Source organism: Amycolatopsis sp. NPDC104863, assembly GCF_055582965.1.
Genome location: NZ_JBVJOW010000012.1, coordinates 63,716 through 89,587, shown reverse-complemented (window position 1 = coordinate 89,587; position 25,872 = coordinate 63,716). Strand labels below are relative to the sequence as shown.

29 protein-coding genes and 1 pseudogene are annotated in these 25,872 nt (G+C 70.4%); 16 read left to right on the top strand and 14 right to left on the bottom strand.

What is annotated here, in order from left to right:
• The first annotated feature begins 18 nt into the window (after positions 1 to 18).
• Complete coding sequence (locus ACZ63J_RS45965) at positions 19 to 252, top strand: hypothetical protein (RefSeq protein ID WP_465401464.1); 234 nt, start codon at positions 19 to 21, stop codon at positions 250 to 252.
• Here the strand turns inward: ACZ63J_RS45965 and ACZ63J_RS45960 are convergent.
• The 6 genes from ACZ63J_RS45960 to ACZ63J_RS45935 form a co-directional block, all read right to left on the bottom strand.
• Positions 228 to 1,031 carry an ABC transporter permease gene (locus ACZ63J_RS45960; RefSeq protein ID WP_465313556.1) on the bottom strand — a complete coding sequence of 268 codons (804 nt, stop codon included), beginning with the start codon at positions 1,029 to 1,031 and terminating at the stop codon, positions 228 to 230. The genes ACZ63J_RS45965 and ACZ63J_RS45960 overlap by 25 nt on opposite strands.
• On the bottom strand, positions 1,028 to 1,999 hold the full coding sequence (locus ACZ63J_RS45955) for an ATP-binding cassette domain-containing protein (RefSeq protein ID WP_465313557.1): 972 nt from the start codon (positions 1,997 to 1,999) through the stop codon (positions 1,028 to 1,030). The genes ACZ63J_RS45960 and ACZ63J_RS45955 overlap by 4 nt, the downstream gene beginning before the upstream one ends.
• 65 nt (positions 2,000 to 2,064) lie before the next feature.
• Entirely contained in the window at positions 2,065 to 2,580 is a 516-nt protein-coding gene (locus ACZ63J_RS45950; RefSeq protein WP_465401463.1) for an OsmC family protein, read from the bottom strand.
• Positions 2,581 to 2,654: 74 nt separating this feature from the next.
• A complete protein-coding gene (locus ACZ63J_RS45945) occupies positions 2,655 to 4,928 on the bottom strand; it encodes a M4 family metallopeptidase (RefSeq protein ID WP_465401462.1) in 2,274 nt (757 codons plus the stop codon).
• Between the two features lie 319 nt (positions 4,929 to 5,247).
• Positions 5,248 to 5,763, bottom strand: a complete 516-nt coding sequence (gene msrA / locus ACZ63J_RS45940; protein ID WP_465401461.1) for a peptide-methionine (S)-S-oxide reductase MsrA — start codon at positions 5,761 to 5,763, stop codon at positions 5,248 to 5,250.
• A gap of 91 nt (positions 5,764 to 5,854) precedes the next feature.
• Entirely contained in the window at positions 5,855 to 6,061 is a 207-nt protein-coding gene (locus ACZ63J_RS45935) for a tautomerase family protein (RefSeq protein ID WP_465401460.1), read from the bottom strand.
• Positions 6,062 to 6,176: 115 nt separating this feature from the next.
• On the opposite strand from ACZ63J_RS45935, the gene ACZ63J_RS45930 reads away from it, so the two are divergent.
• Both ACZ63J_RS45930 and ACZ63J_RS45925 read left to right on the top strand, forming a co-directional pair.
• Complete coding sequence (locus tag ACZ63J_RS45930) at positions 6,177 to 6,863, top strand: TetR/AcrR family transcriptional regulator (RefSeq protein ID WP_465401459.1); 687 nt, start codon at positions 6,177 to 6,179, stop codon at positions 6,861 to 6,863.
• 121 nt (positions 6,864 to 6,984) lie between these two features.
• A complete protein-coding gene (locus ACZ63J_RS45925) occupies positions 6,985 to 7,368 on the top strand; it encodes an STAS domain-containing protein (protein ID WP_465401458.1) in 384 nt (127 codons plus the stop codon).
• A gap of 206 nt (positions 7,369 to 7,574) precedes the next feature.
• Here the strand turns inward: ACZ63J_RS45925 and ACZ63J_RS45920 are convergent, their stop codons facing one another.
• Positions 7,575 to 8,441, bottom strand: coding sequence for a LysR family transcriptional regulator (locus ACZ63J_RS45920; RefSeq protein WP_465401457.1), 867 nt, complete (start codon positions 8,439 to 8,441; stop codon positions 7,575 to 7,577).
• 87 nt (positions 8,442 to 8,528) lie between these two features.
• On the opposite strand from ACZ63J_RS45920, the pseudogene ACZ63J_RS45915 reads away from it, so the two are divergent.
• Positions 8,529 to 8,801: pseudogene (locus ACZ63J_RS45915) on the top strand (nuclear transport factor 2 family protein); the annotation flags it as partial.
• Positions 8,802 to 8,991: 190 nt separating this feature from the next.
• On the opposite strand, the gene ACZ63J_RS45910 reads toward ACZ63J_RS45915, so the two are convergent.
• Both ACZ63J_RS45910 and ACZ63J_RS45905 read right to left on the bottom strand, forming a co-directional pair.
• Positions 8,992 to 9,297 carry a hypothetical protein gene (locus tag ACZ63J_RS45910; RefSeq protein ID WP_465338984.1) on the bottom strand — a complete coding sequence of 102 codons (306 nt, stop codon included), beginning with the start codon at positions 9,295 to 9,297 and terminating at the stop codon, positions 8,992 to 8,994.
• Positions 9,298 to 9,306: 9 nt separating this feature from the next.
• Positions 9,307 to 9,543 carry a three-helix bundle dimerization domain-containing protein gene (locus ACZ63J_RS45905; RefSeq protein ID WP_465338983.1) on the bottom strand — a complete coding sequence of 79 codons (237 nt, stop codon included), beginning with the start codon at positions 9,541 to 9,543 and terminating at the stop codon, positions 9,307 to 9,309.
• Between the two features lie 150 nt (positions 9,544 to 9,693).
• Between ACZ63J_RS45905 and ACZ63J_RS45900 the strand changes: the two genes are divergently transcribed.
• Both ACZ63J_RS45900 and ACZ63J_RS45895 read left to right on the top strand, forming a co-directional pair.
• A complete protein-coding gene (locus ACZ63J_RS45900; RefSeq protein WP_465401456.1) occupies positions 9,694 to 10,617 on the top strand; it encodes a hypothetical protein in 924 nt (307 codons plus the stop codon).
• Between the two features lie 71 nt (positions 10,618 to 10,688).
• Positions 10,689 to 11,126, top strand: coding sequence for a L,D-transpeptidase (locus tag ACZ63J_RS45895; RefSeq protein ID WP_465401455.1), 438 nt, complete (start codon positions 10,689 to 10,691; stop codon positions 11,124 to 11,126).
• On the opposite strand, the gene ACZ63J_RS45890 is transcribed toward ACZ63J_RS45895, so the two are convergent.
• Entirely contained in the window at positions 11,081 to 11,542 is a 462-nt protein-coding gene (locus tag ACZ63J_RS45890; RefSeq protein WP_465401454.1) for a hypothetical protein, read from the bottom strand. The genes ACZ63J_RS45895 and ACZ63J_RS45890 overlap by 46 nt on opposite strands.
• The gene (locus ACZ63J_RS45885; RefSeq protein WP_465401453.1) at positions 11,542 to 11,886 is read right to left on the bottom strand and encodes a hypothetical protein; all 345 of its coding nucleotides are present in this window, start codon (positions 11,884 to 11,886) and stop codon (positions 11,542 to 11,544) included. Before ACZ63J_RS45885 ends, ACZ63J_RS45890 begins: the two co-directional genes overlap by 1 nt.
• Before the next feature lie 195 nt (positions 11,887 to 12,081).
• Here ACZ63J_RS45885 and ACZ63J_RS45880 point away from each other — a divergent pair, with 195 nt between their 5' ends.
• A complete protein-coding gene (locus ACZ63J_RS45880) occupies positions 12,082 to 13,443 on the top strand; it encodes an NAD-dependent succinate-semialdehyde dehydrogenase (protein WP_465401452.1) in 1,362 nt (453 codons plus the stop codon).
• A 175-nt stretch (positions 13,444 to 13,618) separates the two neighbouring features.
• Here the strand turns inward: ACZ63J_RS45880 and ACZ63J_RS45875 are convergent, their stop codons facing one another.
• Positions 13,619 to 14,905: an ABC transporter substrate-binding protein gene (locus ACZ63J_RS45875; RefSeq protein ID WP_465401451.1), complete on the bottom strand. Its 1,287-nt coding sequence runs from the start codon at positions 14,903 to 14,905 to the stop codon at positions 13,619 to 13,621.
• 130 nt (positions 14,906 to 15,035) lie between these two features.
• On the opposite strand from ACZ63J_RS45875, the gene ACZ63J_RS45870 reads away from it, so the two are divergent.
• Positions 15,036 to 16,058: a LacI family DNA-binding transcriptional regulator gene (locus ACZ63J_RS45870; RefSeq protein ID WP_465401450.1), complete on the top strand. Its 1,023-nt coding sequence runs from the start codon at positions 15,036 to 15,038 to the stop codon at positions 16,056 to 16,058.
• A gap of 102 nt (positions 16,059 to 16,160) precedes the next feature.
• Positions 16,161 to 16,529, top strand: coding sequence for a DUF742 domain-containing protein (locus tag ACZ63J_RS45865; RefSeq protein WP_465313577.1), 369 nt, complete (start codon positions 16,161 to 16,163; stop codon positions 16,527 to 16,529).
• Here the strand turns inward: ACZ63J_RS45865 and ACZ63J_RS45860 are convergent.
• Positions 16,516 to 17,349: an alpha/beta fold hydrolase gene (locus ACZ63J_RS45860; protein ID WP_465401449.1), complete on the bottom strand. Its 834-nt coding sequence runs from the start codon at positions 17,347 to 17,349 to the stop codon at positions 16,516 to 16,518. The two genes, ACZ63J_RS45865 and ACZ63J_RS45860, sit on opposite strands and share 14 nt — an antisense overlap.
• A gap of 63 nt (positions 17,350 to 17,412) precedes the next feature.
• The gene (locus ACZ63J_RS45855; RefSeq protein ID WP_465401448.1) at positions 17,413 to 18,018 is read right to left on the bottom strand and encodes a TetR/AcrR family transcriptional regulator; all 606 of its coding nucleotides are present in this window, start codon (positions 18,016 to 18,018) and stop codon (positions 17,413 to 17,415) included.
• 32 nt (positions 18,019 to 18,050) lie between these two features.
• Here ACZ63J_RS45855 and ACZ63J_RS45850 point away from each other — a divergent pair, with 32 nt between their 5' ends.
• From ACZ63J_RS45850 to ACZ63J_RS45820, 7 genes are all read left to right on the top strand, one after another.
• Complete coding sequence (locus ACZ63J_RS45850; protein ID WP_465401447.1) at positions 18,051 to 18,914, top strand: SDR family NAD(P)-dependent oxidoreductase; 864 nt, start codon at positions 18,051 to 18,053, stop codon at positions 18,912 to 18,914.
• A 105-nt stretch (positions 18,915 to 19,019) separates the two neighbouring features.
• Positions 19,020 to 20,348: a purine-cytosine permease family protein gene (locus tag ACZ63J_RS45845; RefSeq protein WP_465338960.1), complete on the top strand. Its 1,329-nt coding sequence runs from the start codon at positions 19,020 to 19,022 to the stop codon at positions 20,346 to 20,348.
• Between the two features lie 11 nt (positions 20,349 to 20,359).
• Positions 20,360 to 21,901: a hydantoinase/oxoprolinase N-terminal domain-containing protein gene (locus tag ACZ63J_RS45840; RefSeq protein ID WP_465401446.1), complete on the top strand. Its 1,542-nt coding sequence runs from the start codon at positions 20,360 to 20,362 to the stop codon at positions 21,899 to 21,901.
• On the top strand, positions 21,901 to 22,971 hold the full coding sequence (locus ACZ63J_RS45835) for a DUF917 domain-containing protein (RefSeq protein WP_465401445.1): 1,071 nt from the start codon (positions 21,901 to 21,903) through the stop codon (positions 22,969 to 22,971). Before ACZ63J_RS45840 ends, ACZ63J_RS45835 begins: the two co-directional genes overlap by 1 nt.
• Positions 22,968 to 24,062 (top strand): DUF917 domain-containing protein, encoded by a 1,095-nt coding sequence (locus ACZ63J_RS45830; protein WP_465401444.1) that lies wholly within the window; start codon positions 22,968 to 22,970, stop codon positions 24,060 to 24,062. Before ACZ63J_RS45835 ends, ACZ63J_RS45830 begins: the two co-directional genes overlap by 4 nt.
• Positions 24,059 to 24,769, top strand: a complete 711-nt coding sequence (locus tag ACZ63J_RS45825) for an SDR family oxidoreductase (RefSeq protein ID WP_465401443.1) — start codon at positions 24,059 to 24,061, stop codon at positions 24,767 to 24,769. Before ACZ63J_RS45830 ends, ACZ63J_RS45825 begins: the two co-directional genes overlap by 4 nt.
• A gap of 21 nt (positions 24,770 to 24,790) precedes the next feature.
• Positions 24,791 to 25,843, top strand: a complete 1,053-nt coding sequence (locus tag ACZ63J_RS45820) for a DUF917 domain-containing protein (protein ID WP_465401442.1) — start codon at positions 24,791 to 24,793, stop codon at positions 25,841 to 25,843.
• The last annotated feature ends 29 nt before the right edge of the window (positions 25,844 to 25,872 follow it).

Here is a 25,872-nt window from a genome sequence, read left to right as displayed (position 1 = left end):
CATCACGTGGGGGAACGCGTGAGCTCGTTCACGTCGCCGGCCGGTCGGCCGTGCACCACGGTCGAACTCGTGGGGCTGGGGCTCGACCGCGGCCTTCCGCTGGCTCCGACGGGCGTTCGCGCCCGGTGTGACCTCAACCCCGACACCCGCTGGGCGGCGGAGTTCACTGTCGCGATGTGGCTCCTGCAAGCGGCGATCTGGGGTCTGGCGACTCTCGCGCTGCCCGCCTACTTGCTCGCCACGCGGCGGTAGCGCGCCGTCGCGAGAGGAGCGAACACCGCGATGATCGCCACGCAGCACAGGATCGCGTACAGGGCCGCGTTCTCCGCCGGCCAGCCCGTCGGCGCCGGGCCGAACCGGTTGCCGAACAGATCGCGGGTTGCGTTGATCACCGCCGTGAACGGGTTCCAGTTCGCGATCGCCTTGAGGAACGCGGGCAGTGTGTCGGTCGGGACGAACGCCGAGGAGATGAAGCTCAGCGGGAACATCCAGACCAGCCCCAGGCTCTGCGCGACTTCGACGCTGCGTGCGGCCAGGCCGATCAGCGCGCCCACCCAGGACAGGGCCCAGGCGAACATCAGCATCACCAAATAGCCGAGGAGCGCGTCCCAGAAGCTGCCGCGGATCCGCCAGCCGACCAGCAGCCCGCACGCCGACATCACCACCAGCGCGACCACGCTGACGACCAGGTCGGACGTCGTACGCCCGAGCACCACCGCGATGCGGGACATCGGCAGCGAACGGAACCGGTCGATGATGCCCTTCTGTAGGTCGTTCGCGAAGCCGATGACGGTGAACGCCGAGTTGAACGCGACCGTCTGGGCGAAGATCCCGGCGATGAGGAACTCGCGGTAGGCCGCGCCGCCCGCTTCACCGCCGATCGCGTTGCCGAAGACGTAGGCGAACAGCAGCACGAACATGATCGGCTGCAGCGTCGCGGCCATCAGCCAGTCCGGGTTGCGGCGGACGTTCATCAGGTTGCGCCACGTGATGATGCCGCCGTCGGAAATGCCCTTCGCCAACGCGTTCACTTCGCGGCCTCCTCGGCGGACTCGGCGCCGTGGCCGGTCAGGGACAGGAACACGTCGTCCAGTGTCGGCCGGTGCAGGGCGACGTCCTGGACGGTGATGCCTTGGCCGTCGAGCCGGCGCAGGGCTTCGATGAGCGCCTTCGGGCCGGTGTCGACGAAGATCTCGGCGCGGCGCGTGTGGTCGTCACCCGACGGGTCGCCGGTGCCGACCTCGCGCAGCACCGCCAGGGTGGCCGGCAGGTCCGCGGCCGAGGCGACGACCAGCTCGAGGCGTTCGCCGCCGATCTGGGCCTTGAGCTCGTCGGCCGTGCCGCGTGCGATCACCTTGCCGTGGTCGATCACCACGATGGAGTCGGCGAGTTGGTCGGCCTCTTCGAGGTACTGGGTGGTCAGCAGCACGGTCGTGCCGTCGGCGACGAGCTCCTTGATCACTTCCCACGTGTCGAGGCGCCCACCCGGGTCGAGGCCGGTGGTGGGCTCGTCCAGCACGACGACGGTCGGCTCGCCGACCAGCGCGCCGGCCAGGTCGAGGCGCCGGCGCATGCCGCCGGAGTACCCCTTCGCCGGGCGGTCGGCGGCGTCCTCCAGCCGGAACCGCGCGAGCAGCTCGCGCGCCCGGGCCCGCGCCGAGGCCTTCCGCCTGCCGTAGAACCGCCCCACCATGTAGAGGTTTTCGAAGCCGGTCAGGTTCTCGTCGACGGCCGCGTACTGGCCGGACAGCCCGATCCGGCGCCGCACCTCGTCCGGCTCGGCCAGGACGTCGTGCCCGGCCACCCGCGCCGAACCCGAGTCCGGCCGCAGCAGCGTCGTCAGGATGCGGACGGTGGTGGTCTTCCCGGCGCCGTTCGGGCCGAGCAGCCCGAGCACCTGGCCGGCCGGGATGTCCAGGTCGACGCCGTCGAGCGCGCGGGTCGAGCCGTAGGTCTTGACGAGCCCGCGCACTTGGACGGCGCTCTCCGGTTCCGGCATGGCGGTTTCCCCTCTCGGTGACCCCCGACAAGCTAGGCCACGGGCGTCCCCGTTGTCCTCCGGGTTTATCCCTGAGCCGCCGACAGGGTGACGGCGAACTCCGGCGGCGTCCGCAGCGACTGGAAAACGACGCAGTAGCGCTCGGTCAGCTTCTTGAGCGTGGCGAGCTGCTCTTCGGACGCGTCGGTGTCCAGGGCGAACGACAGCCGGATCGCGCGGAAGCCGACCGGGGCGTCCTTCGCGACGGCGAGAGTGCCGCGGAAGTCGAGGTCACCTTCGGCGCGCACCCGCCCGCCGCGGACGTCGAGGCCCAGCGACGTCGCGACCGCCCGCAGCGTCACCCCGGCGCACGCGACGAGTGCTTCGAGCAGCATGTCACCCGAACAGGCGAGAGTGCCGTCGCCGCCGGTGGCCGGATGCAACCCGGCTTCGACCACAGCACGGCCGGTCTCGACCTTGCAGGAGATGCCGAGCCCGTCCAGCTCGGCGTCGGCGTGCAGGGTGACGAGCGCGCTCTCGGGGCGTTCGCGGTACTGGTCCTTCAACGGGCCCTGGGTCGCGCGCAGCGTTTCGGCGTCCATGGCGCGATTGTGCCCCCGAAAACGCAGAAACGGGGAGACCGGTTTCCCGGCCTCCCCGTTTCAACGGTCTAGCTTCAGCTCAGGGTCACAGCCACGTCGTCGATGACGAACGAGGTCTGCAGCGAGCTGTCCTCGGTGCCGCTGAACTTCAGCGCGAGGGTGCCGCCGGCGGCCGACGAGACGTCGATCGTCTTCTGCGCGTACCCGGTCGCCTTGTTCAGGTTGGAGTAGCTGCCCAGCGTCGCGCTGCCGTTGGAGACGGTCAGCTTGTCGTAGGCGACGGTCGTGGTCGTCTCCGCGGTGTCGATGTGCAGGAAGAACGTCAGGCTGGCGTGGCAGCCCGCCGGGATGCTCACCGACTGCGCGACGGACTCGGTGTGGGTCGAGCCGTAGCCGTCGAGGTAGGCGGAGTAGGTGCCGCCGTGCGCGGCCTGACCCTGCGAAGCCCACTGGCCGATGGCGCCGGTGGTGCCGGTCCAGTTCGCCGCGCCCGACTCGAAGCCGCCGTTGGCGATCTTCTGGCCGGAGCAGCCGCCGGTGGTGCCGACGGTCCACGAGAACGACGCCGTGCCGGTCTTGTTGGCCGCGTCCTTCGCCGTCACCGTGACGTTCGAGGTGCCCGCGGTGGTCGCGGTGCCCGAGATCGTGCCGGTGGAGGCGTTGATGGACAGGCCGGCCGGGAGGCCGGTGGCGGTCCAGCTGTACGGCGCGGTGCCGCCCGAAGCCGACAGCGGCAGGTTCACCGAAGCGCCGGTCACGGTCGACTGGTTGCCCGGGTTCGAAACCGTGACGGTGCCGGTCGCCGAGCAGGTCGGGTCGGCCGACTGCGCCGGGACGGAGATCGCGTCCCACGCCGCCTTGACGGTGTTGAACTCGGTGCAGCTGCCCGGGAACAGGTTCTTCGCCGCGGTCAGCGTCCAGGTGCGGTACTTCAGGTACGAGCTGCTGGAGGTCTTGAGCAGCATCGCGTTGTAGAAGATCTTCACCGCGTTCTGGACACCGAGGCCGGTGACCGTGGAGCTGTTGCACGTCGTGCTGGTCGGCTGCCCGTTGGTCGGGTTGGTGCCTTCGGCCAGCAGGTAGAACCAGTGGTTGCCGGGGCCGGCGGCCGCGTGCACCTCACCGTTGGGGACGGAGCTGTCGTAGCAGTTCTTGTCGCCCAGCGCCGACGGGTTGTACATGTTGCGGATCGGGCCGGAACCGACGAGGTTCACCTGCTCGCCGACGAGGAAGTCCGGCTGGTCGTAGGGAGCCGGCTCGTTCGCGAACCACTCCGTCGAGGCGCCGAAGACGTCCGCGACGAACTCCTGGGTGCCCGCACCGGAGATGCCGCCCGGGGTGTGGTCGTCGATGCCGTGGCCGTGCTCGTGCGCGACGACGTCGATCGAGCCGATCCAGCCACCGTTGGTGTTCTTGCCGATCTGGACCTGGGTGCCGTCGTAGTAGGCGTTCTGGTCGTTCAGGCCGACGCGGATCGGCCAGCCGCCGCCGTTGCCGTCGAAGCTGTTGCGGCCCAGCCACTGCGAGAGCATCTTGTTCTCGGTCTGGGCGGCGAACAGCGCGTCGACGCAGCCGGTCTCGCGGCTGGTCGCGTTGCCGTTGCCCCACAGGTCGTCGGGGCCGCTGAAGGTGGTGTTGTTGGCCGCGTCCTGGCAGGACGTGTTGGTGATCGTCGGGTCCTTCAGCGAGTACGTGCTGCCCGAGTGCGTGGTGTCGAGGTGCACCGGGTTCGGGCCGTTCCACGCGCTGGTGCCGTCACCGTTGAGGACGTGCTCCTGCGTCTTCAGCACCTTGCCGGAGGCGGCGTCGACGATGACGTCGAGCCGGCTCGGGCCCTCGGCGTCCCGGCCGACGACGGTGCTCTTCCAGGCGAGGGTGGGCGTGCCGAGCGCGTAGACGACCTGCTGCGCGGGGCTGACGCTGTCCACGGCGGACAGCTGCTGCCGCGCGGTCGCCTCGGCCGCGGCCCCGGTCACCTTGGCGGTGGTGGAGGCGAGGTTGATGGTCTGGTCCTGCGCGACCGACGTGCCGAGCACCTGGCCCGTCGAGTTGGTCGCCACCACGAAGTCGCCGCCCACCACGGGCAGGCCCTTGTAGCTGCGCTCGTAGGGGATGTACTGGAGGCCGTTGGTCGAGGAAATCGCTTTCTGGGCCTGGAAAACGTCGTCCGTGCCGGCGTGCAGCGCGGCGGGCCTGCTCGCCACGAGGCCGGCGGCCGCGGAGACGGCCTGGGCCTGGGCGCTGGGCGCGGCGTTCGGGGTGGGTTGGGCCTGGGCGGTACCGGTGATGCAGAGGGCGCCGACGAGCACGCCGGTTGCTGCCAAGACGACAGGACGTCTCAGTTCCATCGAGGAATCTCCTCCGGGCAGGGTGAACCAGGCCCGGGTTCGAGGCCGGGCCGGATCAAGGGGACGAGAGGTGGTGCTGTGGAACGGAAATCAGAATCCGGTGCCGGAGCCTCGTGAACAAGCGACTAACGTACGGTCTTATCTACCGGACGCAATACTTCCCAAAAAGGACATTCGCCCCCATTGGGATTCGATCAGCTGACCGTCCCTTGTGGACTCGGCGGGGATCACCGCCGTTCGGGTGATCTTTGCCGCCGCCGAAACGACGAAGGCCCCTTCGCCGGGGATCGGCGAAGGGGCCTTACGTGGTGCGGATGTATCAGGCGGTCGTCTCGCGCTTCGGCAGCTTCCAGCCCGGGCGCGCGAAGTGGCACGTGTACCCGTTCGGAATGCGCTGCAGGTAGTCCTGGTGCTCCGGCTCGGCCTCCCAGAAGTCGCCGACGGGGGCGACTTCGGTGACGACCTTGCCCGGCCACAGCCCGGACGCGTCGACGTCGGCGATCGTGTCCTCGGCGATCCGCTTCTGCTCGTCGTTCTCGAAGTAGATCGCCGACCGGTAGCTCAGCCCGATGTCGTTGCCCTGACGGTTCTTCGTCGTGGGGTCGTGCACCTGGAAGAAGAACTCCAGCAGGTCGCGGAACGTCGTCCGCGACGGGTCGTAGACCACCTCGATCGCCTCGGCGTGCGTGCCGTGGTTGCGGTAGGTGGCGTTCTTGACGTCGCCGCCGCTGTAGCCGACCCGGGTCGAGATCACCCCGGGCTGACGGCGGAACAGCTCCTGCATCCCCCAGAAGCAGCCGCCGGCCAGGACGGCCCTCTCGGTTGACGTGGTCACGGCGTCACTCCTTCTCCTCGTGTGGTGCTGCCACCTGTACAACTTCGGTGGTCAGCCGATGATTCCACGCGGAGATTACGAAGGCCTGACGTCAGCCGGCCCGGAGCTTCGCGAGGGTGAGCACGTCGCCGCCGATGCCCCAGCCGCCGTCGGCGACCTCCTCGACCAGCACCATCGTGTTCCCGCGGGCGCGGTCGCCGTACAGCTCGGCGTAGAGGTCGGTCGTGCGGGTGACGATGAGCTCCTTCTGCTCGGCGGTGAGCGTGCCGGCGGGGACCTTGAAGTTGGCGAACGGCATGGTGTGTCCTCTGCGTATCGGTGTTACCGGATTTCGTAATCGACGCTAACACGCTTCGCGAATCGGCGCTACCGTCTGGTTGATATCGACGATAACGGCTGGTAGCGTCGTTACCGTGGACTTGAGAACGCGGATCCTGGAGGCGGCGGCCGACCTGCTCTCCCGCTCGGCCGAGGCCGACTTCTCGACGCGCGCCGTCTGCGAGGCCGCGGGGGTCGGCGCGCCGGCGTTGTACCGGCAGTTCGGCGACAAAGAGGGGCTGATGGCGGCCGTCGTCGACCGCGGGTTCGAGAAGTACCTGGCCGGCAAGCGGGCCGCGAAGCCGTCGGACGACCCGGCGCGTGACCTGCGCGACGGCTGGGACAACCACGTCGCGTTCGCGCTCGACAACCCCAACTACTACCGGCTGATGTACTCGGGCCTGTCGACCCCGCCCGGCGCGGCCGCGGAGGCGCACAGCCTGCTGCTGGCGGTCCTGGAGCGCTGCGCGGCCGCGGGCCTGCTCAAGCTGCCGCCGGCGCTCGCCGCGCAGATGGTGATGGCGGCCAACGCCGGCGTCGCGCTGTCGATGATCACCCGGCCGGAGCTCTACCCGGACCAGGAGTTCTCGGTCCGCGTCCGGGAGGGCGTGCTGTCCGGCGTCTTCGCCGACGAGCCGGCCCGGCCGGCCGACGACGTCGCGGCGACGGCGACCACCCTCGCCGCCCGGCTGCGAGAGGCCCCGCCGGCGGACCTTTCGCCGGGCGAAGCGACGTTGCTGCAGGAGTGGCTGGGCCGCCTGGGTGTCCACAGTGGACGCTGAGCCGGACGGCCGCGCCGGCTGAGCCGTCCGCGTGGCTCCTCGCGGCACAGCGGGTGCCCGGACTCCCGGGGTGGGACCATGGTCCGCGGTGGCCCCGACCCTGCCCTCGAGGAGGCGCGCGATGCGCGACCAGGACGGAACCTGTGCGGAACGGGCCGCGGGAGTGCTGGTCGTCGAGGTGCGCGGTGAGCTGGACATCACGTCGGTGCTGCGCTGGACGACGGTGCTCGACACCGCCATCTGCGCGCTGCCGAGCCCGCACCTGCTGGCCGTCGACCTGACCGCGCTCACGTTCCTCTCGGCTCGCGGGGCGTGGTCGCTGTTCGAGGGGGTGCGGCGCTGTCGGGCGCGCGGGGTCGCGGGGTGTTTGGTCGTGCCGCCGGGCGGTGTGGTCGAGCGGGTGGTGCGGCTGGCGGGGTTCGCGGGTGTGGTGCCGGTCTACCCGAACCGGCTGGAGGCGATCGCTGCGAGCCAGCCGGAGGAGATGCGCTGGCTACCGGTTTGACTGGGTGGCCGCTGGCTTAGGCCGGCTTGCGAGCCAGCCGGAGGAGCTGGGCTGACTGCTGGCTTGACCGAGCGGGCCCCTTCCTGACTCAGGTTGGCTCGCGCGCCAGTCTGAGGACATGCGCTGCCGGCTTGACCGAGCGGCCCCTTCCTGGCTCAGGCGAGCTTGCGCACCAGCCGGCTTGACCTCGTTGCCCCCTGCCTGACTCAGGCGGGCTCGCGCACCAACTCCGCCGCAGCCGCCGTGAAAGCGCGTACTCGCGCGGTCGCCGCCCCGGCCCGCCACACGGGCGCCCACTCCAGCCGTGGTGCGTCGGTCAGCGGCACGTACACGACGTCCGGCCGCGGGTAGTACCGCCGGAGGTGCGCGCCCACCGGGAGCACACCCTCCCCGGCGCCGGCCAGCGTCAACAGCTCCTGCAGGCCCGCCGACGGCCGGATCTCCGCGTCCGGCGCGTGCTCGTCGAGCCACGGGTCCGGCAGCGCGCACCGCAGCACCGGCACCCGCGCCAGGTCCGCGACCGGCACGGACTCCCGGCGCGCGAACGGATGTCCGGCCGCGACGGCCAGGAAACGCAGCTCCCGCACCAGGACCGGGCCGATGACCAGATCGGGACCGTCGAGCGGGAGCCCGGCCAGCACGACGTCCACCTCGCCGTCGCGCAGCCACGGCAGGACCTCCGCCGGCCGCACCTCGCGGAACTCGACGCGGCACCCCGGCTCCCGCTTCCGGAACAGCTCCGCGACCCCCGCCAGGAGCTGCCCGCCCGCCGCGTCGCCGAACGCGACGCGCAGCGTGCCCGTCACCCCGCGGCCGGCTTCGACCGCCTTGGCCACGGCCGTCTCGACTGCCGACCAGGCCGGCCCGAGGTCGGCGAGCAGCTGCCGCCCCACCGGCGTCAGCTCGACGCGGCGGCTGGTCCGGGTGAACAGCGGCACGCCGATCCGCCGTTCCAGCTTCCGGATCGTCAGGCTGACCTGCGCGGTCGACACGTGCAGCCGCTCCGCCGTGCGGCCGAAGTGCAGCTCCTCGGCCAGCACCAGGAACGCCTCCAGCTCCCGCGACTCCGGCACGGCCGACCCCCATCGTCAAGTCCTGCTTGACGATCGTGGCACAGCAGCGCATTGATCGACTTGCCGGACCGCCCGAGGCTGGAGGACATGAACACCGACTTGCACGACCGCGTCGAGATCATCGACGCCCTGTACCGCTTCGGCCTCGGCCAGGACCTCAAGGACCGCGAGCTCTTCGCGTCGTCCTTCGCCGCCGACGCCGAGGTCGACTTCCGGCCGGCGGCCGCCCGCTGGGGCGCCGAGCCGGCGCCCATGACCGGCCGGGACACGATCGTCGACACGATCCTGGCGCTGTTCGAGGGCCGGGTCGACACGACCCACCAGGTGACGAACGAGCGCGTCCGCATCACCGGCGACACCGCCCGGCTGACCGCGATGGTCGAGGCCCAGCACCTGCTGAGCGCCGACCACGGCACGCACGCCCCTGCTGAAGAACCGCTACGAGGCCGACCTGGTCCGCGACGGCGACCGCTGGGTGCTGCGGCGGGTCGTCATCACCAACGCCTGGTACACCGGCGATCCGGTCGCGATCTTCGGCTGAGGCGGGCGGTTATTCGCCCCGCATCGACCGGCGGATCTCGGCCAGCCGGTCCTTGGCGGCCTGGTCACGGTCGGCGATCTGCTTGTCCAGCGTCTCGACCGTGTTGTCCGTGCCCAGACCGGCCACTTCGCTCGCCCCGACCGACGTCGTGTAGCGGTTTTCGATCTTGTCGCGGACGAAGTCGAAGCTGGGCACGCCGCCCTCGCTGTAGTCCGGGTCCGGCAGCGCCGGCGAAGGCACCGCGAGGGCGGCGGTCGGTGTCTCGTCGACGATCTCGCCGTCCACGACGTTCGGATCGTCCTGGGGTTTGTCCATCTCCCGACTTTAGCGCCGGTGCTTGCCGCTCGGCTCCCGCAGCGAGTCGCGGACGGCCCGCTCGACGAGGATCGGGACGAACGCGTGGATCCGCGCCTCGTCGAACCGCTGCCGCTCCCGTTCGACGAGGGCGTGCACCGACGGGCGGTCCAGGCTCGTGTAGTCCGCGTTCAGGCGGTCCTCGACCACGTGCAGCTGGAGGTCGAGCTGTTCGGACGCGATCGTGTCGAGCGTCTGCGTAGTCATGCCTGGGTTAATGCCACCGCAGATGTCTTCGGGGTGAACTCAAGATTAACGGCAGGTGATTTGACCGCAGTGGGTAATTCGGCCGTGGAGCGCGCCGCCGCCGTGGGGAATTCTCGGTCCCGTCACGCCGGAGTCCGGAGGGAGCAGACCATGGGTGCCGGGGCCTACCACGCCGAGACGGCGGAAATGGGGACGGTCGTCAAGGCGGTCGAGGACGTCGGGTCGTCCTTCCTGTCGACGACCCGCGACCTGGAAGGCCTGGTGCTGGACGCGCTGTCGTTCGCCGGCATCGGCAGCGGGGTCGCCGCCGCGAACTCGGCGCTGCACTCCTCGCTCGGCAGCGCGCTGCAGAAGTTCCTCAGCCTCATCACGAACGTGAACCAGAACGTCCAGACGGCCGCGAACGGGTACAACGCCGCCGACACCGACGTCGCGCAGGCCTACGGCGGCGGCCAGGCCGCCACCACCGCGCAGGGCGGCGGGGGAGCGGCGGCCGCGGCGGCGCCACCGCAGCTGGACCCGCGGGTCGTCGACTCGATCATGCGCTCCGAAGGCGCGACCGGCGAGCAGGGCGGCGTGCCCGAGGCCTACGGCTTCCGGCAGAACATGCACAACGGCTACGACCGGATCATCGCCGCGCGCGAGCAGTACGGCATCGGCAGCGCCGAGGAGCGCGCCGTCGTGTCCGACCTGATGACCGCGAACGCCCGGACGGCGGGCGCGCTCAACTTCACCGACCCGGGCGCCCAGGCCGCGGTCATGTCCGGCGCGCACATGCGCGGCGCCGGCGGGGTCCGCGCGATCATCAACCACATGGCGGGCGACGACATCGTCCAGAGCTCGCGCACGATCAACGACGCGGCGGTCCAGCACGCGCAGGGCCTCACGCCCCAGCAGTTCCAGCAGGAGTTCCACGACGCGCGCATCGAGTACGACCGGCAGGTCTACGGCGACACGACCACCCGCCAGGGCGGGCACACGCAGAACTGGTGGGACCGCTACGGCAACGGGCTGACCCAGCGCTACGACCGTGAGCAGAACGAGTTCCTCCAGCTGTCCCAGCCGCAGAACTGATCATCCCGGTTCGAAGATCGCAAAACGGGGAACCCTACACCGTGTAGCCGATCGACAACGGGAGGCACGCGATGAACCGGAGGATGATCGCACTACTGGGCGGGGTCGCCGCGATGGTGGGGACCTTGGGCTTCGCGGGAACGGCCGAAGCGGCGTCGACGCCGTGCAGTGCCGAAGCGAAGGCCTGTGTCCAGCGCAGTTCGAATACGGCGTGGCTGACGGACGGCGCCGGCAACGTCACCTACGGCGGGGTCCCGATCACGGTCGGGCTGCCGAAGTACCCGACCCCGCTCGGGAAGTTCCACGTGCAGTACAAGGACATCGACCACTACAGCAAGCAGTTCAACGGGCCGATGCCGTACTCGGTGTTCTTCACGACCACCGGCGTGGCGTTCCACCAGGGCAGCCTGAAGGTCAAGTCCCACGGGTGCGTGCACCTTTCGCACGCGGCCGCGGTGATGTTCTACAACTCGCTGCACCCCGGTGACGTCGTCGAGGTCGTGTCCTGACCCGTCCGATGTGGACGGTGCAGCAGCACGGCGGTGACGGCGCCGAAGACCAGGTGGTCGAGGATCTGCGGCACGCGCGGTAATGCCCGCACGGCGGGATAGGCGCGTGCCGCGACCCCGAGGTCGAGTGCGGCGATGACGAGTCCGGCCGCCGCGCCCCGGGTGCCCCCGAGGCGGACCCGGCGGGCGGCCGCGGCGAGGACGACGGTCCACGCCGCGGAGACCAGCACGTGCGCGATCAGCCCGGCGGCGACGCCGGGCCGGTCGCGCCGGCCGGGGAGCAGGGTGCCCGCCGCGCGGGTCGCGGCCAGGACGTCCCGGCCGGTGAACAGCGCGTGGGCGGTGGAGGGAAGGCCGCTCACGACGGCGGCGACGGCTCCGGCGCGGACGGCCCGCCTGACGTCGCCCGGGGTCATCAGCTCGCCGCGAGGTAGGCGGCCACCCGGATCCGCAGGCCACGGATCTGGGGGAGCCCGATCGTGAACGTGCGCGCCGGCCGGTAGCCGGGCCAGGGATCGGCGTGGGTGCACGGCCCGGCGAAGTAGACGAAGCCGTCTTCGTCGTCGTAACGGCCCGGTGACCACCGTGCGGCGTCGGCCGCGTTCCCGGCCCGCGCCAGCCAGTACGCCTCGTGCTTCATGACGCGTTTGAGCTGCCCGGCGAAGGCCGTCAGCTCGCCTTCCGGCAGGCCCAGGCCGCGACCGCTCCAGACCCGCGGGGCCCGTTCGTACGTGCGCGCGGGGCAGCCGAAGCTGACCAAGCTTGCGGTGTAACGACGGGTCCAGCGACCGGGTTCCCTTGTCAGGGCGGAAAAAGAGGATCCGCCGGTGATCTCCAGCGTCATGGGGGAACGATAGTCGATCACGCGCCGACGGGTACCGCCGCGCGGGTGTCGATCAGTGATCCCATGGTGTATACAGTATGCAGTAGGCTACCGTGGGCACAGGAGGCCACCATGTACTCAGTCACCAACCCCGCCACCGGTGAACGGGTGGCGGAGGTCCCGAACGCGACCGACGACGAGGTCCGCGCCGCGATCGAGCGGGTGCACGGCGGGTTCGCGGCCTGGCGCGCCCGGCCGGTCGCCGAGCGGGCCGCGATCGTGCTGCGCGCGGCCGAGCTGTTCGCCGAACGCGCCGACGAGCTGGCCGCGATCATGACCCTGGAGATGGGGAAGCGGATCAACGAAGGCCGCGGTGAGGTCGGGGTGGTCGTGGACATCTTCCGCTACTACGGCGAGCGCGGCCCTGAGCTGCTGGCGGACGAGCCGATGCCGATCCGTGCCGGCGAGGCCGTGCTGACGAAGGAGCCGATCGGCGCGCTGCTTGGCGTCATGCCGTGGAACTTTCCGGCCTATCAGGTTGCGCGGTTCGTTGCGCCGAATCTTGTGCTTGGGAACACGATCCTGCTCAAGCATGCTTCGATCTGCCCGCGTTCGGCTGTGGCTATCGAGGAGGTGCTGCGGGAGGCTGGGGTGCCTTCGGATGTTTACGTGAACGTTTTTGCGTCCAGTCGGCAGGTTCCTTGGATGCTTGCTGATCCGCGGTTGGTCGGGGTCTCGTTGACCGGTAGTGAGGGGGCTGGGATTTCTGTTGCTGCTGAGGCTGGGCGGAATCTCAAGAAGTGTGTTCTCGAGCTGGGTGGGTCTGATCCGTTGATCGTTTTGGATACTGATGATCTTGATGAGACTGTGAAGGTTGTTGCCACCGCTCGGATGCGGAATTGTGGGCAGTCTTGTAATGCGCCGAAGCGGATGATTGTTCTTGGGGAGTTTTACGACGAGTTTGTTGATCGGTTGGCTAAGCGGGTTGCTGAGTATTACGTGCCGGGTGACCCGGCTGATCCGGGTACTACCCTGCCGCCGTTGGCTTCTGTTGCCGCTGCTGATGAGGTGGCTGGGCAGGTTGAGAGGGCTGTTCGGGAGGGGGCGACGCTGCGGGCTGGGGGGCGGCGGGTTCCTGGGCCTGGGGCTTTTCTTGAGGCTACCGTGCTCACCGATGTGACGTCGGGGATGGCTGCTTATCATGAGGAGATTTTTGGGCCTGTGGTGATTGTTTTTCGGGCTGAGGATGAGGATGAAGCCGTTGCTCTTGCCAATGACACGCCGTTTGGGCTTGGGGCGAGTGTTTTTGGTACTGATCGGGCGCGGTGCTTGCGGGTTGCTCGGCGGGTTGAGGCTGGGATGGTTTATCTCAACAAGTCTGGGGGGTCTGAGGCTGATCTTCCCTTTGGGGGGATCAAGCGTTCGGGGATTGGGCGGGAGTTGGGGGTTTTGGGGATTGAAGAGTTTATGAACAAGAAGCCTATTCGGTTGTGACTTTGGCTTTGGGAGACCTGCCCCTCGTCGGATATTGTTTAACACCGGCTGACCAGCGTCAAGGGCGCCTTCGGCGTCGCTTCGCGATGGGCGCAAGCGCCCACCCTTGACACTGGTCAGCCGGTGCTAACCGGTGCTGGGACGAGGGGCTGGTGGGGGTCTGTCTCCCCTCCTTTTACGGGATTATTCCTCGTGAGTTCAGTGCGTCTGTTAGGCGCTCACGTAGTTCTTTTGCTGTTGCTTCCACGTTTATCTCTGCTGGGGGTGACAGTACCTTTGAGATTACCGTTGACAGGTTCTGGTACGCCGGGGTTAGGGGGCGGACTGCTGCGTCTGTCAACGCCTTTTGGATGTCGCCCTTCATGGGGTACTGGTCCTGCATTGTCGGGTTTTCCTTGGGGTCCGCTGGTTTTGCCGGATCCAGAGGGGTGTTGTCGCTGTAGATCGATGTCAGGCTTGGGGGTACTCCGTCGACCAGGGCCTGGTACTTCTGTGATGTTGCGTTTCGTAGGCACAGGGCCGCTTCGAATGCCTCTGGCTTGTGCTGCGAATACGTCGAGACCGCCAGGTTGAAGCCGCCGATTGTCACCCTGCTGGTGCGGCCTGGGATCACCGATGGGTAGCGGGTCCACTTGAAGTGGGTCAGGTCCTGGGGCTTCTCCTTCGCGTACGACGCGTACACGAACGGCCAGTTCAGCTCGGTCGCCGCCTGGCCGCGTTGGAAGGCCTGGCGGATGTCGTCTTCCTTCTGGTTCGTCAGGGACGGGTCCGTGATGCCTGCCGTTGTCAGCCTCTTCAGCAGCTCCAGTGCTTGGACTGCGCCGTTGTCCATGACCACCGACTTGCCGTCGTCGGACAGGATGTGGCCGCCTGCCGAGGCGACCAGCGTGTTGTAGAAGACCACCAAGCCTTCGTACTGCGCGCCGGTGAACACCACCTGGTACGGCTTGCCCGCCGCCTTCAGCTGCTGGGACTGGGTCATCAGCTCGTCGAACGTCTTGGGCGGGGATGGCGTTATCCGGTCGTCGTACCAGAGCAGCTGGACGTTCGTGTTCTTCGTTGCGCCGTAGAGCTTTCCGTTCCACTTGGCGGTGGTCAGGGGCCCTGGCAGCACGTCCTGGGTGGCCGCCGCCGCGTTGGCGCCCGTCCACTCCTCGGCCCAGCCCGCCTCGGCGAACTCCGGTACCCAGGTGACGTCGAGGCCGAGGACGTCCAGCGACGTGTCGCCCGCTGCGAGGCGGCGGACCATCTGCTCGCGCTGGCCGTCCGCGCCGCGGGGGAGTTTGTTGTAGACGATCTTGTAGCGGCCCGCGGCCTCCTGCGTGCAGCGGTCGACCACCGTCTGCAGGTGGTCCTCCGGCGAGATGTACAGGTTGATCGTCAGCCCGCCGGCGGAGGAGCACGCGCTGAGCGTGGTGGCGGCCAGCAGGGCCGCGCCGGTGACGGGGAGGAGCAGGCGCATGTCGGCCTCCTTGCCGGGCAGGCTATGCCCATTGCAAGCGCTTGCAGCGATGATTAGCCTTGTTTGGGGCAGCTGTCAATGGTAAGGGCTCGGATGGCTGCAAGCGCTTGCAACGAACGGGGGGTGAAGGATGCCGGAGAAGCTCGACGACGTCGCGCGGCTCGCGGGCGTCTCGGCCGCCACCGTCTCGCGGGCGCTGCGCGGGGTTCCTGGTGTTGCCGACCGGACGCGGGTGCGGGTGCTCGCCGCGGCCGAAGAGCTCGGTTACGCCATCTCGCCCGCCGCGTCGAGCCTGGCCACCGGCCGGACCGGGACCGTCGGCGTGATCGTGCCCTACGTCGACCGCTGGTACTTCTCGCGGATCATCTCCGGGGTCGAGCGGGTGCTGCGCGACGCCGGGATCAGCCTCCTGCTCTACAACCTCGGCGACGAGCCGGGCCGCGAACGGTTCTTCGCCGGCCTGCCGCTGCGCCGCCGGGTCGACGCGGTGCTCGTGCTCTCCCTGCCGCTGACGCGGGCCGAACGTGAGCAGGTGCTGGCGCTCGGCGTCCCGCTCGTCACGATCGGGACCGAGGAGCCCGGCGGAGACTCCGTCGGGATCGACGACCACGGCGCCGCGGTGACCGCGATGCGCCACCTCGTCCAGCTGGGCCACCGCGAAATCGCGTTCATCGGCGAGAGCGCCCCGATCCCGCTCGGGTTCACGACGCCGCTGCGGCGGCTGGCCGCTTACCGGGAGGTCTACCACGAGGTGTGCCGCGAGGACGGCCGCGAGCCGGAGCCCGGGTTCGAGACCGGGGGCGGCTTCTCCGTCGCGGGCGGGGAACGCGCGATGAGCGTCCTCCTCGGCCTGCCGCGCCGGCCGACCGCGGTGTTCGCCGCGTCGGACGAAATGGCGTTCGGGGCGCTGCGCACGTTGCGCCGGGCGGGGCTGCGGGTGCCCGAGGACGTCTCGGTGCTCGGGTTCGACGACCACGACCTCGCCGGCCTGCTCGAGCTGAGCACGGTCGCGCAGCCCGTGGCCGAGCTCGGCGAGCGGGCCGGCCGGCTCCTGCTGGCCAGGTTGTCCGGCGGAAAAATCGCGACATCTCCGGCGATTCTCCGGACCCGGCTAGTCCTTCGGGGCAGTACCGCGCCGACCTCAGGGCGCTGACCAGCGCTTTTTCCGGCGTTGCTCTGTTCGGTCGATTGCGGGCTACTCGATCTTTAGGTCAAATAATCGCCGACAAGGATTAATCGCCGTGAGGAGCTGGCTGTGCACTGGGGGTCCGTGCTCGAAGAAGGCGGGGCGGGGATGGTCCGCCCGTACTTCCGCACCCATGGCCGCACCCGCCCGACCCGGGACCTCCCGATCGAGACACTCGTGTCGATCACGCAGCGCGGACGCGCGGTGGTGCGGGGGAGCACGACGGAGGAGACGGAGATCTGCGCGCTGCTGCGCACTTCGCAGTCGGTCGCCGAGGTCGCCGCGCGGCGGCGGATCCCGCTGGGGGTGGCGCGGGTCCTGCTGTCCGATCTGGCGGACCGGGGGATCGTCGCCGTGCACACCGCGCGCAAGGGCTCGGGGAACCGGCCCAGCCTCGAGCTGATGGAACGCATCCTCCACGGTCTCAGCCGGCTGTGAACTCCCGGACGAGCCGGGCGAGCTCCGCCGGCTGGTCCAGGGGCAGCAGTGTGTAGCTGTCGGCCACCTCGACAAGCTTTCCCTTCGGTAGCAACGCCTCCAGCCGTCGGCCGTGCTCGAGCGGCATGACGCGGTCCTCGCTCGCCCAGACGAGGAGCACCGGCCGGTCGAAGCTCGGCAGCCGTTCGGCCGCCTCGAGCAGGAAGCCCGGCGAAGCGGCCGCCGCCCGCAGGACGCGGACCGTGTCGCGGCGGATCGCCGCGTCGGCCAGCAGGGGGCGGATCCAGCGGGTCGTCGCCGCGTCGCCGCGCTTGGTCAGCCAGCCGAACGCGATCGGGAGCCGCCGCACCGCGCGCAGCCGCATCTGCTGCATGAACACCCCGAACAGGCCCGGTGACAGCTTTCCGGTGGCGACCAGCGTCTTGCCGGTGAGCCCGGGCGGGAAGTTGTCGAACGCGTCGCACGAGCCGAGCACCACCCCGCTCACCCGTGGCGCGCCGCCGGCCATCAGCAGCTGCACCAGCGCGCCGCCGGTGTCGACACCGACGAGCGTGACGTCCCGCAGGTCGAGGTGCTCGAGGAACTCCGTGAGCAGCGCGGCGATGCCGCTCATCGACAGGTCGGCGTCTTCGCGCATCGGCTGCCGGTGCGCGCCCAGCGGCAGGGTCGGGACGACGCACCGGTGGTCACGGGCGAGGTCCTCGACGGGGGCGTCCCAGAGTGTTCCGTCCATCAGCAGGCCGTGGACGAAGACGGTCACCGGGCCCGGGCCGCCGGTGTCGGTGTATTCGACGGTGCCCGCGGACAGCTCGACCTGCATGACAGCCTCCCAGTGTGGTCCCCTGGGCTGAAGTGAACCACGTGGTTCGCAAACTGTCGAGCGTCAGCCGGCGGCTTCCTCCCGCTCCACCGCGCGCAGCAGCGCCTCGAACCCGGCCGCCGAGCCGTCACCGTCGTCGCTGGTCAGCAGGTCGACCAGGAAGCCACGCAACGTCGCGAGGATCATCGACGCCACCTCGAACTTCCGCTGCTCCGGCCACTGCGGCGGGCAGAAGGAGATGAGCGTCGGCAGGTACTGCTGGGACGCTCCCCGCCCGAGCGCCGCGTACCGGCCCGGGTCGTACATCGCCAGGCCCATCGCCTGGTCGAGGACCCGCCGCAGCTCCGACTCCTCGTCGCGCAGGCTCACCCAGGCTGCGCGGACCCGGTCGGCCAGCGATGACGAAGAGGCGGCGACCGCGGTCAGCGCGTTGCCGATCCGCCGCTCGCGCAGCGAAAAGACCACTTGGCGGAGCAGGTCTTCGGCGCCTTCGAAGTGGTAGAGCAGCACCTTGTGCGTCGTCCCGGCCGACTTCGCCGCGCGCCGCAGCGAGAAGTCGACCAGACCGTTCTCGGCGACGTCGTCGGTGATCCTCGCCAGCAGCTCCCGGCGCCGGGCTTCGCCGCGGGCCGAGCCGGCCGAGCGCCGGTAGCCGGTAGCGTTCTCCATGCGGGACAGCTTGGCACGGGGAGGGGACGGGCATGCGGGTGCTGGTGACCGGGGGCAACGCCGGGATCGGCTATTTCGCCGTCGAGCAGCTGGCTTCGGCGGGGGCGGAAGTGGTGATCGGCAGCCGTGACGCGGCGAAGGCGGAGGCCGCGATGGCTTCGGTCCGTTCGCAGGTCGCCGGCGCGAAGGTGGGGTACGTCAAGATCGACCTCGCCGACCTGGCGTCCCTGAAGGCGCTCGACACCGGCGAGCTCGACGCGGTCGTCTGCAACGCCGGGGTCATGCTCGACCACCCGCCGCGGCGCGAGACCGACGCCGGTCACGAGCTGATGTTCGGCACGAACCACCTCGGCCACTTCGCACTGGTCGCGGCGCTGATGCCGGTGCTGAGCCCGGAAGCGCGCATCGTCACCACGGGCAGCTTCGCGGCGAAGTCGTCGAGCCTCGACTTCGCCGACCTCCAGAGCGAACGCGACTACCAGCCGAAGCGCGCGTACGAGCGGTCCAAGCTGGCCCAGATGCTGTTCGCGCTCGAGCTCGACCGGCGGCTGCGCGACGCCGGTTCGAAGCGACTGAGCGTGATCGCCCACCCCGGTGGTGCGCTCGACTCGCTGACGCCGTCGCGGCCGCCGGTGCACGTCCGCACCGTCGGCCAGTGGCTGCGCGGCCTGCCCGCCCGCGCACTGCTGCAGGGCAAGGACGCCGGCGCGCGCCCCGCCGTCCGCGCGGTGCTCGGCCCGGACGTCGCCGGCGGCCAGCTGTGGGGTCCGCGGGTGTTCGGCCTGCGCGGCCGGCCACGGCTCGAATCGCGCTGGGCCAACCTCACCGACGCCGCGGCCGCCGAGCGGGTGTGGTCGGAAAGTGTCACGCTGACCGGGGTGGACCCTCTGGGCTGACTGCACAGTCCTGACGCGTGAACTGTGCACATCGCACCGTGACGCCGCCGGGACCACTGCTTACGGTGCGGGGAACCGTTCCCCAGCCCGGAGAAGGAGGTCGACGTGGCCTCAGCAGTCGGTGTCGACGACTATGCCCTGACCAGAGTGCCGGACCACGCCCGGTACTCGTGGTGGTCGGTCGCGGTCCAGCGGTTCGGCCAGGTTTCCGCCCTGTCCCAGTTCCTCCTCGGAGCCACGGTCGGCTTCGGGATGGGCTTCTGGCCGGCGGTACTGGCGTTCACCCTCGGCTCGGTCATCCTCGAGCTCATCACCATCCTCGTCGGCGTCATCGGCGTCCGCGAGGGCCTCTCGACGTCCATGATCGCCCGCTGGACCGGCTTCGGCCGCGGCGGCTCGGCGCTCATCGGGCTCGCCATCGGGATCAGCCTCATCGGCTGGTTCGGTATCCAGTCGGCAGTATCCGCGCAAGGCCTCGTCGCGCTCATCGGCGGCCTGCCGGAGTGGGCCTGGGCGCTGCTGTTCGGCCTGCTCGTCACCGCGATCGTGGTGCGTGGCTTCCACTCCATGGCCTGGACGGCGTACCTGACCGTCCCGGCGTTCCTGATCCTGGTCGGCTGGTCGGTGATCTCCGAGCTGACCCGCCACGACCTCGGTGCGCTCGTCTCCTCGGCCCCGCCCGGGCCGTCGATGAGCTTGTTGCAGGGCACGACTTTGGTGGCGGGCGGGTTCATCGTCGGTGCCGTGATCACGCCGGACATGACCCGGTTCAACCGGTCCACTTCGGACGTCGTCAAGCAGACGCTCGTCGGGATCACCCTCGGCGAGTACGTCATCGGCCTGTCCGGTGTGCTGCTCGCGCACGCCGTCGGCAGCGCCGGGATCACCACGATCGTGACGTCGTCGGTCGGCTGGGTCGGCCTGCTGATCGTCATCGCCGGCACGATCAAGATCAACGACTGGAACCTGTACTCCTCGGGGCTCGGGGTCGTGAACTTCATCGGCACGGTGTCCGGCCGCCGCGCCCACCGCGGGCTCGTCACGGCGGTGCTCGGCCTGGCCGGCAGTGTGCTCGCCGCGGCCGGGATCCTGGCGAAGTTCACCGACTTCCTCACCGTGCTGGGGGTCGCGTTCCCGCCGATCGCCGGGATCATGGTCGCCGAGTACTTCGTGGTCAAGAAGTGGCGCGGGGAGCTGGAAAGCGCTCGCTCGCGCGGCACCGTGCCCGAGGACGCCCCGGTGTGGGTGCCCGCGACGCTCGTCGTCTGGGTCGCCGCGGCGCTCTTCGGCGAGTTCGTCGAGTGGGGCCTGCCGAGCATCAACTCGCTCGTCGTGGCCTTCGTCCTGTACGTCGTCGCCGGGAAGCTCGGCCTGGTGCGCGGGATCGGCAGCAGCCGGACCGCCGAGGCCGCTCCCGTCGTCCAGTCCGCTTAAGGAGAATCCCTGTGCGCATCGGCATCGACGTCGGCGGCACCAACACCGACGCCGTCCTCCTCGACGGCCGTCAGGTGCTCGCCTCGGTCAAGACCAGCACGACCGCGGACGTCACCTCGGGCATCGTCGCCGCGATCGACGGCCTGCAGCGGCAGCGCGCGTTCGACCCGGCGGCGGTGCGGGCGGTGATGATCGGCACCACGCACTTCATCAACGCGCTCGTCGAGGCCCACCGGCTCGCGCCGACCGCGGCCGTGCGGCTGAGCCTGCCGGCCGGGGCGTCGCTGCCGCCGATGGTCGACTGGCCCCAACGGCTCGTCGACGCGGTGCAGGGGCGCAGCTACCTGGTCCACGGTGGACACGAGTTCGACGGCCGCCACATCGCGGAGCTCGACGAGAGCGAGCTGCGCAAGGCCGCCGACGACATGGGGGAGGCCGGGGTGCGCAGCGTCGCGATCACCTCGGTCTTCTCCCCGGTCAACGCCGAGTTCGAGACCCGCGCGGCCGAGATCATCGGCGCGCAGCTGCCGGACGTCGCGATCTCGCTGTCCCACGAGATCGGCCGGATCGGTTTGCTGGAGCGGGAAAACGCGACGGTGATCAACGCGGCGCTGCGCGAGCTGGCCGCGCACATCGTCGACGGCCTGGCCGCGTCCGTCACCGGCGCGGGCATCACCGCGCCGCTCTACCTGAGCCAGAACGACGGCACGCTGATGGACGTCGACTTCGCGCGCCGGTACCCGGTGGCGACCTTCGCTTCCGGCCCGACGAACTCGATGCGCGGCGCCGCCGTGCTGTCCGGTTTGGACACCTGCGCGGTGGTCGACGTCGGTGGCACCACTTCGGACGTCGGCGTGCTGCGGCAAGGATTTCCGCGTGAGGCGACCACGGACGTCAGCGTCGCGGGCATCCGCACGAACTTCCGGATGCCGGACGTGCTGTCGATCGGCCTCGGCGGGGGCAGCCGCGTGCGCGGGAACGTCACTGTGGGCCCGGATTCGGTCGGCTACGAGCTGACGTCCAAGGCCCTCGTGTTCGGCGGGGACACGCTGACCGCGACGGACATCGCGGTCGCCGCCGGTCGCGCCGACATCGGGGACGCGTCGCTGGTGTCGCATTTGGACCGCTCGCTGGTGCGGGCCGCGCTGGACAAGATCGCCGCGGACGTGTCCGATGTGGTCGAACGGATGCGGACGTCCGCCGAGCCGTTGCCGGTGGTGGCGGTCGGCGGTGGTTCGGTGCTGCTGCCGGACGAGCTGGCCGGGTGCGGCGAGGTGCACCGGCCGGAGAACTACGCCGTGGCCAACGCAATCGGCGCGGCGATCGCGCAGATCGGCGGGGAGGTCGACCGTGTGTACGTGATCGAGCCGGGCCGCCGGGAGTCCGTTGTGGACGAAGCCAAGCAGGAGGCGATCGACCGGGCCGTCGCCGCCGGCGCGTCACCGGCGTCCGTGGCCATCGTCGACTTCGACGAGGTGCCCATCCCGTACCTGCCCGGCAACGCCACGCGCATCCGCGCGAAGGCCGTCGGCGACCTGCAGCTGGGGGCGTGATGCGCGAGATCACGCTCACCGATCTGGACGACATCGCGCGTGGCGCGGCGATCCTCGGCACCGGTGGCGGGGGAGACCCGTACATCGGCCGGCTGCTGGCGACGTCGGCGGTCCGTACTCATGGCTCGGTCCCGCTGGTCCCGTTGGCCGACCTGGACGACGACGCCGTGGTGCTGCCGGTGGCCATGATGGGCGCGCCGACCGTGATGGTGGAGAAGCTGCCCTCGGCCGAGCAGGTCGGGCTGGCCGCGCGCACGCTCGCCGGGTACCTCGGCAAGGAGCTGACGCACATCGCGTGCGCCGAGGCGGGCGGGGTCAACTCGCTGATCCCGGTCGTCGCGGCGGCGCAGCTGGGCCTGCCGCTGGTCGACGCCGACGGGATGGGCCGCGCGTTCCCGGAGCTGCAGATGGTCCTTCCCACACTGTATGGAATCCGCGCGACACCGATGTCGATTGCCGACGAAAAGGGCAACCGCGGAGTATTGGATACCGTCGACAATCACTGGGCCGAGCGGCTGGCCCGGTCGGCGACCATCGACATGGGCTGCTCGGCGATGATCAGCAACTACGCGATGTCCGGCGCGCAGGCCCGGGAAGCGCTGGTGCCGGGCACGCTCAGCCTGTGCGCCGAGCTGGGTGCGCTGGTTCGCGCGGCGCGAGAGGCGCACGTGGATCCTGTATCCCGGGTCGTCGAACGGCTCGGTGGCCGGCGGCTGTTCAGCGGCAAGGTCGTCGACGTCGCCCGGCGGACGGTCACCGGCTTTGCCCGCGGGGAGGCCCGGCTGTCGGGAATGGACGGTGACACCGGCGCGGAGCTGGTGCTGCGGTTCCAGAACGAGCACCTGGTGGCCGAACGCGACGGCGTGGTCGAGGCGTCGGTGCCGGACCTGATCTGCTCGCTCGAGCGGGAGTCGGGCGAGGCCGTCACCACCGAAGGCCTGCGGTACGGCCAGCGTGTCACGGTCATCGCCGCGCCCGCCGACCCGCGCTGGCACACCCCGGAGGGCATCGCGCTCGCCGGGCCACGGTATTTCGGATACGACATCGACCCGATCGGGGTGGCCGGGTGAGCTGGACCCTGACCGAGGACGACCTGCCCGACCTCGCCCGCGGCGCCGCGGTGCTCGGCACCGGCGGGGGCGGCGATCCGTACGTCGGCCGGCTGCTCGTGCGCGAGGCGATCCGCGAGCACGGGCCGGTCACGATCCTGGATCCGTCCGAAGTGGACGACGACGCGCTCGTGATCCCGACCGCGCAGATGGGCGCGCCGACCGTGGTGCACGAGAAGCTGCCCAACGGCGCGGAGCCGGTGCTGGCGTTGCGGACACTGGAGAAGCACCTCGGCCGATCCGCCGACGCCACCATGCCGATCGAGTGCGGGGGCATCAACTCGATGATCCCGCTGCTCGTCGGCGCGCGGCTCGGGCTGCCCGTGGTCGACGCGGACGGGATGGGCCGGGCGTTCCCGGAGCTGCAGATGGAAACGTTCGGTGTATACGGTATCCCGGGGTCACCGATGGCCATCGGCGGTGAGCGCGGCGAGACGACGGTGATCAACACCGGCGCGGACAACCGGCGGATGGAGTGGCTGGCCCGCGGGATCACTATCCGGCTCGGCGGCGTCGCGCACATCGCCGAGTACGCGATGAGCGGCGCCGACGTCAAGCGCACGGCCGTGCCGCAAACGCTTTCGCTGGCGTTGACCGTGGGCCGGACGATCCGGTCCGCGCGGGAACGCACCGAGGATCCGGTCGAGCGGCTGGCCGCCGCGTTGCGCTCGACGCCGTACGCACACCTGCGGGTGCTGTTCCGCGGCAAGGTGTCCGATGTGGAGCGTCGGACCGAAGAGGGCTTCGCTCGCGGCCGCGCCGAGGCGGTGTCGTTCGACGGCGCGCACAAGCTCGAAATCCTGTTCCAGAACGAGAACCTGCTGGCCACTGTGGACGGTTCCGTGCGATGCGTGGTGCCCGACCTGATCTGCGTGCTGGAGGCGGCCACCGCCGAGCCGATCACGACCGAGACCCTGCGGTACGGCCAGCGCGTCACGGTGGTCGGCATCTCGACCCCGCCGCTGATGCGCACGCCGGCGGCCCTGGACACCTTCGGCCCGGCCGCGTTCGGGTTGCCGCACCCCTTCCGGCCCGTCGAGGAGATCGCGTGAGCCTGACCGGGAAGCACGTCGTGATCATCGGCGGCGGGTCGGGTATCGGGCTGGCGGTGGCCCGGCGCTGCGCCGCCGCGGGTGCTTCGGTCCACCTCGGCGGGCGGACGCCGGAGAAGCTGGCCGCGGCGGCCGATCCGCTGGGGGCCACCTGGCAGGTCGTCGACAGCACCGACCAGGAGTCGCTGGCCGCGTTCTTCGGCGCGCTCGACCGCGTCGACCACCTGTTCACGCCCGGCGCGTCCTACACGGTCGGGCCGCTGCGGGAGCTGAGTGACGAGGACGCGGCGAGCCCGTTCGTCACGAAGTTCTGGGGGCAGTACCACGCCGTCAAGCACGCGGTGCCGCGGTTGGCTCCCGAGGCGTCGATCGTGCTGATGTCGGGGGCGGCGAGCGTCCGGCCACCCGGCGCGGCGCCTGCGTACGTCGCCTGCAACGCGGCGATCGAGGGCCTCGGGCGCGGGCTGGCGGTGGAGCTGGCGCCGGTGCGGGTGAACGTCGTCTCGCCCGGCACGATCGACGGCGACCTGTGGGCCGGGCGGCCCGCGGCGGTGCGGGAGGCGAGCTTCGCGCAGTACCGGGCGGACACGCTGCTGCACCGCGTCGGGAAGGAGTCCGAAGTGGCCGATGCGGTGCTGTACCTGTTCGGCAGCACGTACACCACGGGGTCGACGCTCTACCCCGACGGTGGGTACGCCCTGCGCTGAGTTCGTCTACTGTGGTCGTTCATGCGCATCACGGCCGGTGACGTGCCCGCCCTCGAACGCGGCGCCGCCCTGCTCGGCTCCGGCGGCGGGGGCGACACCGTCACCGCGGCCGTGCTGCTGCGGCGGCAGCTCGAACGCGGGCACGAGCCGGTGGTGCGGCCGGTGGACACGCTGCCGCCGTCGGCGCGGGTGGTGCCGGTCGGGGTGGTCGGCGCGACGGCGGCGTTCACCGAGAAGCTGCCGGGCGGCGACGAGTTCGCGTCCGCGGTGGCGGCGATCGAGCGCTGGACCGGCGAGCGCGCCGACGCGCTGATGTCGATCGAAATCGGCGGCCTGAACGGGCTGATGCCGCTGGTGGTGGCGCTCGAGCTCGGCCGGGCGTACGTCGACGCCGACCTGTCCGGCCGCGGCCTGCCCCGGCTCGACCAGCTGGCGGTCGCGGCGACCGGCCGCGGAGTCGCACCCGCGGCACTGGCGGAGCAGAGCGGCCAGGTCATGCTGCTCGCGGCCGGGTCGGACACGATGGTCGAGCGCGCGGCCCGGGCGTTCGTCGCCAGCTCGGGCGGCTGGGCGGCGCTGGCCCTGGCACCGATTCCGGCGGGCGAGCTGGCCGCGTGTTCGGTGCTCGGCTCGACGAGCGCGGCCCTGGCCCTCGGCCGCCGGGTGCTTGCGGCGGGGGAGAGCCCACCGCGCGACCGGCTGGAGACGGCGCTCAACGGGTCGGTGCTCGCCCGCGGCCGGGTCCTGGAGGTGGCGCGGCACGTGGGACCGGGCTTCGGCCGCGGCAGCGTGACCCTGGCCGACCACCACAGCGGCGAGCTGCTGCGCCTGGAGATGGAGAACGAGTACCTGCTCGCGTTGCGCGACGGCGAACCGGTGGCCTCGACCCCGGACGTGCTGTCGGTGCTCGACCACCGCACGGGAGTCCCGGTCCCGTGCGACGCACTCCGGGCGGGAGTGGAGGTAGACGTGGTCCGCCTGGCGGCGGCGGAGTTCTGGCTGGATCCGGCGCGGTTGCCGGTGCTGGAGCCGCGGGCGTACGGCATCGACTGCGATCCGGTGGGGTTGCGGTGAGCGGGCGGTGTGTCGGGTTGGCTGGGCCG

Bases quoted from the DNA above. Each gene is read 5' to 3' on its own strand.
- ACZ63J_RS45870 (WP_465401450.1), top strand. From the start codon at position 15,036: ATGCCGGAGAAGCTCGACGACGTCGCGCGGCTCGCGGGCGTCTCGGCC.
- ACZ63J_RS45890 (WP_465401454.1), bottom strand. From the start codon at position 11,542: ATGACCCCGGGCGACGTCAGGCGGGCCGTCCGCGCCGGAGCCGTCGCC.
- ACZ63J_RS45880 (WP_465401452.1), top strand. From the start codon at position 12,082: ATGTACTCAGTCACCAACCCCGCCACCGGTGAACGGGTGGCGGAGGTC.
- ACZ63J_RS45925 (WP_465401458.1), top strand. From the start codon at position 6,985: ATGCGCGACCAGGACGGAACCTGTGCGGAACGGGCCGCGGGAGTGCTG.
- ACZ63J_RS45820 (WP_465401442.1), top strand. From the start codon at position 24,791: ATGCGCATCACGGCCGGTGACGTGCCCGCCCTCGAACGCGGCGCCGCC.
- ACZ63J_RS45895 (WP_465401455.1), top strand. From the start codon at position 10,689: ATGAACCGGAGGATGATCGCACTACTGGGCGGGGTCGCCGCGATGGTG.
- ACZ63J_RS45875 (WP_465401451.1), bottom strand. From the start codon at position 14,905: ATGCGCCTGCTCCTCCCCGTCACCGGCGCGGCCCTGCTGGCCGCCACC.
- ACZ63J_RS45910 (WP_465338984.1), bottom strand. From the start codon at position 9,297: ATGGACAAACCCCAGGACGATCCGAACGTCGTGGACGGCGAGATCGTC.
- ACZ63J_RS45935 (WP_465401460.1), bottom strand. From the start codon at position 6,061: ATGCCGTTCGCCAACTTCAAGGTCCCCGCCGGCACGCTCACCGCCGAG.
- ACZ63J_RS45850 (WP_465401447.1), top strand. From the start codon at position 18,051: ATGCGGGTGCTGGTGACCGGGGGCAACGCCGGGATCGGCTATTTCGCC.
- ACZ63J_RS45855 (WP_465401448.1), bottom strand. From the start codon at position 18,018: ATGGAGAACGCTACCGGCTACCGGCGCTCGGCCGGCTCGGCCCGCGGC.
- ACZ63J_RS45900 (WP_465401456.1), top strand. From the start codon at position 9,694: ATGGGTGCCGGGGCCTACCACGCCGAGACGGCGGAAATGGGGACGGTC.
- ACZ63J_RS45945 (WP_465401462.1), bottom strand. From the start codon at position 4,928: ATGGAACTGAGACGTCCTGTCGTCTTGGCAGCAACCGGCGTGCTCGTC.
- ACZ63J_RS45950 (WP_465401463.1), bottom strand. From the start codon at position 2,580: ATGGACGCCGAAACGCTGCGCGCGACCCAGGGCCCGTTGAAGGACCAG.
- ACZ63J_RS45955 (WP_465313557.1), bottom strand. From the start codon at position 1,999: ATGCCGGAACCGGAGAGCGCCGTCCAAGTGCGCGGGCTCGTCAAGACC.
- ACZ63J_RS45860 (WP_465401449.1), bottom strand. From the start codon at position 17,349: ATGCAGGTCGAGCTGTCCGCGGGCACCGTCGAATACACCGACACCGGC.
- ACZ63J_RS45905 (WP_465338983.1), bottom strand. From the start codon at position 9,543: ATGACTACGCAGACGCTCGACACGATCGCGTCCGAACAGCTCGACCTC.
- ACZ63J_RS45835 (WP_465401445.1), top strand. From the start codon at position 21,901: ATGCGCGAGATCACGCTCACCGATCTGGACGACATCGCGCGTGGCGCG.